Here is a 6,890-nt window from a genome sequence, read left to right as displayed (position 1 = left end):
TGTCGTAATCGAACAATCCGACCACGGTTACGACAGCGACAACGACAACGACGCCCGGTCCGTGGGAACGTCCGGTAGCTATTAGGGTACGCGATGCGTACCCTACGAGATGTACGTTAACACATCAGTTCTGGTCGCACTCGCGAGAAATCTGGCCCCACGAATCACGGCCCCCCGTCGCTCGGGGGCGCCGTCCCGCCAAGCGCTTCAGCGCCGGGCGCCCCCGGCCCGGCGGGCGATTGCAGCCACTCGGTCACCGCGGCCATGAACGCCTGCGGGCATTCCTCCTGTGGCACATGGCCGCAGCCCGGCAGCACCTTGAGGGTCGCGTGCGGCAGGGCCGCCGCGACGCGGCGCGTATCCTCGGGCTTCACCAGCTTGTCCTGGTCCGAGGTGATCAGCAGCACCGGTACCCGGACCTGGCCGAGCCGGTCGCTGATGTCCACGGCGCTGGAGAGTGAGCGGTCGAGCAGGGCGCCCCAGGCCAGGTCCCAGTTCGCCACCCGGGTGTGGATGATGGCCTGGTCCCGGCGGGCGGCCGTCACGCGCGAGGGGTCCTGATAGGAGTATTCGAGCAGGGTCGGGTCCCCCAGTTTGCGCGCGATGAAGAGGCTGAGGCGCTGCAGTTGGGTCAGTTGTGCCAGCACGGCCGGGATGGTCGGGCGTTGCGCATGGACCCAGGGGGCGACCAGGATCAGGCCGGTCACCCGCTCCGGGTAGGCCAGGGCCGCCTCCAGGGCCAGGGTGCCGCCGGAGGAGTTGCCGACCAGGATGGCGTGGCCGAGCCCCAGGCCCTGCATGACGGCGCCGACCTGGGCGATGGCGGACTCCTTGGCGTAGGGGTCGGCGCCGCTCCAGTCGCCCGCCAGCGGTTTGGCGCTCAGTCCATAGGGGAGTTGATCGTAGGCGACGGTCCGTCCCAGTTCGGCCAAGGGGTCCAGCACCGCCCCCCAGGTGAAGCTGTTGAAGGTGAAGCCGTGGAGCAGCAGGAAGGCGCGCCCGTCGGCCCCTGCCGCCGCCGGTCGTTCCAGATAGTGGATCTCAAGCCCCCCGGTCCCTGGGAAGGGGATGATCAGGAAGCGGCTGTCCGGGGTCGCCGCGGCCCGGGCGCTGCCCTGGGGCTGGAGCGTCCCCGCCGGGATCAGCAAGGGCAAGAGGACCGCGGCCCCAAGCGCCAGCACCACCAAGACCGCAAAGACCTGCACCAACCGCTTCAACATCGCGATAATCCCCAGTCGTAAACAAGAGCCCCGGGCGGCCGCCCGCCGGGGCGCCCCAAGATACCCGAAAGGCAATCCCCACCGCGAACTTCAAGAGGACCCCGCAATGGAACAAGGCCCGTCGAAAGGTCTCCACGATGTCAGCCTGATGAGTCACGACCGGCGCCTCGCCGGTCGGCCGCGGCTGTGCAGCGACTGCGGACTCTGTGACAGTTGGCTGCGCCCGCGGATGGCCGACACCTGTCTCTTCGTGCGCAACCGCATGGAGGAGATCGAGCACCGCCTGCACGGGCGCCGCCGCCACCCCGGGGACGAGATGCGCTTCGGTATCTATCGCGAGCAGGCGATTCTGCGGATGCGCCGCCCGGTGGCCGGGGCCCAGTGGACCGGCATGGTCACGACGCTGGCCGCGCGGTTGCTGGAGCGCGGTGAGGTGGAGGCGGTTATCCTGACCGGCACCAACCCAGGCACCCGCTTCGAGCCTCTTCCGGTGCTGGCCCGGACCCCGGAGGAGGTGCGCGCCTGTGTCGGCAACAAGCCGAGCCTCTCGCCCAACCTGGGGCTGCTGGACCAGGTCCGCGAGTCAGGCATCCGCCGCCTCGCCGTCATCGGTACCGGCTGCCAGGTCCAGGTCCTGCGCCAGGCGCAGGATCAACTTGGACTGGAACGGCTGGATGTCATCGGCATCCCGTGCAGCGACAACGTCACCTACGCGGACCAGCAATTCTTCCTCGACACCATCTCCACCTCGCCGCGCACCGTGGTCCATTACGAATTCATGCAGGACTTCAGCCTCTGGCTGCATCACGAGGATGGGCACCGGGAGCGGGTCAACTATATCGACTTCCCCATGGATAAGCTCCAGGGCATCTTCCCGTCCGCCTGCCTGTCCTGCTTCGACTATCCCAATGCGCTCGCGGATCTGACCATCGGCTATATGGGCGCGCCGCTCGGCTGGCAGTGGGTCCTGGCCCGCACCGCCCGTGGCGTCGAACTCCTGGACCTGCTGCGCCCGGACCTGGAGTCCCGCCCGCTCAGCGAGGCCGGTGACCGCACCCGCGGCATGCCGCGCTTCATTGCCATGCTCGCCAAGCGCCCCGGCAAGCCGCCCAAACTCATCCGCCAACTCATCGCCTTCCTGCAGCGGCGCCGCGGACCGCGCGGGCTCGAATTTGCCCGCGCCATCATCGAGATGAAGCTGCTGCGCAATTACACCTATGTGCGCGACAAGTTCCCGCAACTGGAAGAGAAGATCGTGCCCTATCACGTCTATGAGGCGACCAGGCCCTATGCCGCCGAATACGCCGCGACCTTCGGGCGGGCGCCGGGGGAGGGGTTGGAGCGGGCCTGACAGGAGCGGGGGTGTCCCGCCCCCGGCACACCGTCCTAGGTTTGGTCGGGCTGGCCGCAGCGGGTCAGTCCTTTGACTTCGTGGCCGATGGACGCGCCCGGTGTAATGGCCCTCACGTAATCGCCCTTCCAGGTGATGCGGTCAACATCCTTCCGGTCGATCCCCGGCAATGCAATGCCGATGGCGGAGGGTATCTTCACGAACGCGAGGGTGGCCAGCCGGTAACTCAATTTCTGCGAGTCGTGGCCCGCCTGCGCCGGATCTGGGGCGACGGCCGGGTCGCTTACCCGCCGCAGGTCCAGGCAGAGGCCGCGGCCGCAGGCCTTGCCGGCCATCCAGTCCAAGGCAATGTCGGCGAGCCCCGCCTCCGGGTAACCGCCGCCGACGTCCGAATGCACGCCCTTGAACCAACGCTCCTCGAAATCCGCGGGTCGATGGGATTTATCCAGTGTCCACAAGGTCGGACGGAACGGCCAGCGGTGCTCGTCGATGGCTACCGCATGGGCGGCACTGAGGGTGCTTGAATTCAGTCGGGTGTTGTGGAATCCGCAGTGGAACAGCTTGTCGATCAGCCAGCCCACGATCACCCCATAAGGCGCCCCCAAGGCCCCCACCGTATCCCAGACGCCGAGAAAATGGATGTCCTTGTTCGGCCACCCATAGGTGTCCTGGAAGGCCAGGGATTGTTGCGAGCCGGGCTGCCACTCGGGCGTCTTGTCCCGGTATCGCTCATAGGCCTCGTTGATCTTATGAAAATTGACCCGCCGGATGATGCCGAGGTTATCGATAAGCCCGGCGATACTGCGTGCGGTATAGGCCCCGCGGCTGAAGCCGAACAGGAAGATCCGGTCCCCGTCCTCGTAGTTGCTGCAGATGGCCTTATAGCCTCTCTTGATATTGTCGGAAATACCGTACCCGAAGCCGCCACCGGTGATGCGGTCCCGGAAACTCGTGCCGACGCCGGGGATATAATGCACGATCTGCGGGATTCCGTTCGCATCGCAGGGGGTGATGGCCTCGAACAGCTTGGCCACGTTGGTGGGGCAGGGTTTGCCGTTCTTGGACTCTTGGTCCGGGCTGTTCCAGGTGCCGTCGCAAAAGACGATGATGTTCTTAGGATGCATGGTGCCTTTCCTCGTGATTGTCGCCGCACGCCTGAAGCGGTACCTGACGGAGCGGACACTCAACCGCCTGAGGCGACCCGGGAGTGAGGATAACGCCACCGCGGGCAGGGGACAAGCCCGGCGGAGGCCTGGTCCGGCCTGGGGCATCGACTCCGATCAAAGACCGCACCGGTCGCGGCGCGGAACTGGTGGCTTCGTTACTTGTTGCCGATCGTCGCGGTCGACAATCAGGATGTTCACCAGACCCGTGGCCCGCGCCCGGATTTGCGCAGAAAATCACTGATCAATAATATTATCTTTAAGTTTGACAGCCCCCCTCAGGCTTGCTAGCGTGGCCTGGCTACACCTAACGTGAGGACATCAAAATAATGGCACGCATCGTGATATTGGGCGCCGGCATCTCCGGACACACCGTGGCCCGCTACCTGAGCCTCTGGCTCGGCAAGAAGCACCAGGTGACCGTGGTCTCGCCCAAGCCCAAGTGGAACTGGATCCCCTCCAACGTCTGGGTTGGTTGCGGTCAAATGACCGCGGAGCAGGTGACCTTCGACCTGGCGCCCGTGTACGCGAAGGCCGGCGTGGAGTTCGTGCAGGCCCGCGCCCTCTCGACCCACCCGGAGGGGGACGGCACCCGCGCGCGCCCCTTCGTCCGTGTCGAGTACACGGACGCCGCCCGCGCCGGCCAGACCGAGGACCTGGACTATGACTACCTGGTCAATGCCACCGGACCCAAGCTCAACTTCGGCGGCACCCCGGGCCTGGGCCCCGAGGGGGGCCACACGGTCTCGGTCTGTACCCCCGAACACGCGCTGCAGGCCAACGCGCAATTGCAGCAGTGCATCCAGGCCATGAAGAAGGGCGAGCGGCGGCGCTTCGTCGTCGGCACCGGCCATGGCATGTGCACCTGCCAGGGGGCGGCCTTTGAATACATCTACAATGTCGATTATGTCCTGCGCAAGGCCGGCGTGCGGGACCTGGCCGATATCGTCTGGATCAGCAATGAATACGAGTTGGGTGACTTCGGGATGGGCGGCGTGCATATCCACCGCGGCGGCTATATCACCAACGGCAAGGTCTTCGCCGAGTCGCTGATGGTGGAGCGCGGCATCAGTTGGATCACCCGGGCGGCGGTCAACAAGGTCGAGCCCGGCAAGCTCCATTACGAGACCCTGGACGGGGCCTACCATGAGTTGGACTATGACTTTGCGATGCTGATCCCGCCCTTCGCCGGGGTCGGGCTCAAGGCCTTCGACAAGGCCGGCGCCGACATCACGGGCGAGGTCTTTGCCCCCAATGGCTTCATGAAGGTGGACGCGGACTATCAGCCGAAGCCCTATGAGGAATGGAGCAAGAAGGACTGGCCCCTGACCTACGAGTCGCCGAAATACAAGAACGTCTTCGCGGTCGGCATCGCCTTCGCCCCCCCGCACCCGATCAGCAAGGTGATGAAGAGCCCGAACGGGACCCAGATCAGCCCGACGCCGCCGCGCACCGGGATGCCGTCGGCCGCCATCGGCAAGGCGGTCGCGGCGAATATCCGCGACCTGGTGAGCGGCAAGATCAAGACGCCGGTCCATACCGCCTCCATGGGCGAGATGGGCGCCGCTTGCGTCGCCTCGACCGGCTCCGACATCTTCAAGGGGACGGCGGCGACCATGATCGTGTTCCCGGTGGTGCCGGACTACGAGACCTATCCCGAATACGGGCGCGACCCGAGCCTGACCTTCGGCGAGATCGGGCTGGCCGGACATTGGATGAAGTGGATCCTGCACTATGTCTTCATGTATCAGGCGAAACTGCGGCCCGGCTGGTCGATCCTGCCGGATTGATGGGCGCGCCGCGGCGCTGAACTGAACGGCGGACGGTCACGGCCGGCGGCACGGCCGACCGAGCGCGACCGTCCGCAAGACCCCGTCGTTGTTGCAACCCCTGGAGGCACCATGACCGCCAAGAACAAAGAACCCTATCAGCAGGCCTATTACCCGCCGGTACCCACGCCCTTCGTCAAGTACATGCGCACCTCGCTGGTCTGGCAGTTCATCCGCTTCTGGATCATCAATTACAAGATCCTCAGGCTGCTGATCAAGTCCGGTCACTGACCCGGTGGGAGCGGCTTCAGCCGCGACGCGACCGCGCAATCTGCCGTGGCTCGCCGCGCTGCTGCTCACCGCACTGATCGCGGTCGGCAGCGTCGCCTGGTGGCTGGGCGGCCAACAGTTCGCACCCAACCCGCACCCCGTGGGCGCGCCGCCGGCCGAACTCGGGGCCCGTGCGGTCAGCTTCACAAGCCTGAGCGGCCGACCGGTCTCCGGTTGGCTCATCCCCGGCGCCGGCGCTGCCGCGGTGCTCCTGCTGCACGGCAGCGGCGGGGACCGGCGCAGCCCCTTGGGTCGTGCCCGGTTCCTGCACGAGGCAGGCTACACGGTGCTGAGTATCGATCTCCAGGCCAGCGGCGAGAGCCCCGGGACCCACGAGACGCTGGGCTTTCTGGAGTCACTCGACGCCCAGGCCGCCGTGACCTACCTGCGCACGGCGCTCGGCGCACGCCGGGTCGGGCTCATCGGCTTTTCGCTGGGCGGCGCCGCGGCCCTGCTGGGTCCCCAGGGGCCCGTGACCGCGGATGCGCTGGTGCTGGAGGCGGTCTATCCGACCATTGAGGAGGCGTTGGCGAACCGCATCCGCCTCCGGCTCGGCCCCTGGTCCGGCTGGCTGTACCCGTTCTTTACCTGGCAGATCCGTCCGCGCCTCGGGCTCGCCCCCGCGGACCTGCGCCCGATCGGCCGGATCGGGGCCCTCACCGTGCCGGTCTTCGTGATCGGCGGCGGGGCGGACCGGCATACCACCCCGGCGGAGACCCGGCGGCTGTTCGCCGCCGCGCCCGCGCCGAAGCGTCTGTGGCTCGTCCCCGGCGCGGTCCATGGTGACCTGTACGCGGCGGCGCCGCTGGAGTATCAGCGGCGGGTGCTGGCCTTCTTCGCCGCGGCCCTGGGGCCGCGGGACCACCAGTGATCAGGTGTTCAGGGGGGTCTGATCAGAACTGATGTTTTAACGCATACATCGTATGGTAAACATCGCGTGCCCGCCAAGCTGCCACGTCCGCCGGAGCCGGGTACGCGATGCGTACCCTGCAGTTACGGTTACCGGACGTTCTCGCGGACTGGGCGTCGTTGTCGTTGTCGTTGTCGTAATCGTGAT

At 66.6% G+C, this 6,890-nt stretch carries 6 protein-coding genes; 4 read left to right on the top strand and 2 right to left on the bottom strand.

Going from position 1 to position 6,890, the window contains the following annotated elements:
• Nucleotides 1–164: 164 nt before the first annotated feature.
• Complete coding sequence (locus QZY48_RS34525) at nucleotides 165–1,220, bottom strand: alpha/beta hydrolase (protein ID WP_295439293.1); 1,056 nt, start codon at nucleotides 1,218–1,220, stop codon at nucleotides 165–167.
• Between the two features lie 106 nt (nucleotides 1,221–1,326).
• Here QZY48_RS34525 and QZY48_RS34520 point away from each other — a divergent pair, with 106 nt between their 5' ends.
• A complete protein-coding gene (locus QZY48_RS34520; RefSeq protein WP_295439291.1) occupies nucleotides 1,327–2,571 on the top strand; it encodes a Coenzyme F420 hydrogenase/dehydrogenase, beta subunit C-terminal domain in 1,245 nt (414 codons plus the stop codon).
• 35 nt (nucleotides 2,572–2,606) lie between these two features.
• Here QZY48_RS34520 and QZY48_RS34515 read toward each other — a convergent pair whose 3' ends face one another.
• Nucleotides 2,607–3,695, bottom strand: coding sequence for a DUF2235 domain-containing protein (locus QZY48_RS34515; protein ID WP_295439289.1), 1,089 nt, complete (start codon nucleotides 3,693–3,695; stop codon nucleotides 2,607–2,609).
• Between the two features lie 368 nt (nucleotides 3,696–4,063).
• Between QZY48_RS34515 and QZY48_RS34510 the strand changes: the two genes are divergently transcribed.
• The 3 genes from QZY48_RS34510 (at nucleotide 4,064) to QZY48_RS34500 (ending at nucleotide 6,704) form a co-directional block, all read left to right on the top strand.
• The gene (locus tag QZY48_RS34510; protein WP_295439287.1) at nucleotides 4,064–5,524 is read left to right on the top strand and encodes an FAD-dependent oxidoreductase; all 1,461 of its coding nucleotides are present in this window, start codon (nucleotides 4,064–4,066) and stop codon (nucleotides 5,522–5,524) included.
• A gap of 111 nt (nucleotides 5,525–5,635) precedes the next feature.
• Nucleotides 5,636–5,794, top strand: a complete 159-nt coding sequence (locus QZY48_RS34505; protein ID WP_295439285.1) for a hypothetical protein — start codon at nucleotides 5,636–5,638, stop codon at nucleotides 5,792–5,794.
• A 4-nt stretch (nucleotides 5,795–5,798) separates the two neighbouring features.
• Complete coding sequence (locus QZY48_RS34500) at nucleotides 5,799–6,704, top strand: alpha/beta fold hydrolase (RefSeq protein WP_295439284.1); 906 nt, start codon at nucleotides 5,799–5,801, stop codon at nucleotides 6,702–6,704.
• Nucleotides 6,705–6,890 lie beyond the last annotated feature (186 nt).

The organism is uncultured Thiodictyon sp., assembly GCF_903828115.1.
Lineage (GTDB): Bacteria > Pseudomonadota > Gammaproteobacteria > Chromatiales > Chromatiaceae > Thiodictyon.
This window is presented reverse-complemented; position numbering and strand designations above follow the sequence as displayed.

Excerpts from the sequence above, each read along its gene's own strand:
- QZY48_RS34525 (WP_295439293.1), bottom strand. The coding sequence starts at position 1,220 with ATGTTGAAGCGGTTGGTGCAGGTCTTTGCGGTCTTGGTGGTGCTGGCG.
- QZY48_RS34520 (WP_295439291.1), top strand. The coding sequence starts at position 1,327 with ATGGAACAAGGCCCGTCGAAAGGTCTCCACGATGTCAGCCTGATGAGT.
- QZY48_RS34515 (WP_295439289.1), bottom strand. The coding sequence starts at position 3,695 with ATGCATCCTAAGAACATCATCGTCTTTTGCGACGGCACCTGGAACAGC.
- QZY48_RS34510 (WP_295439287.1), top strand. The coding sequence starts at position 4,064 with ATGGCACGCATCGTGATATTGGGCGCCGGCATCTCCGGACACACCGTG.
- QZY48_RS34505 (WP_295439285.1), top strand. The coding sequence starts at position 5,636 with ATGACCGCCAAGAACAAAGAACCCTATCAGCAGGCCTATTACCCGCCG.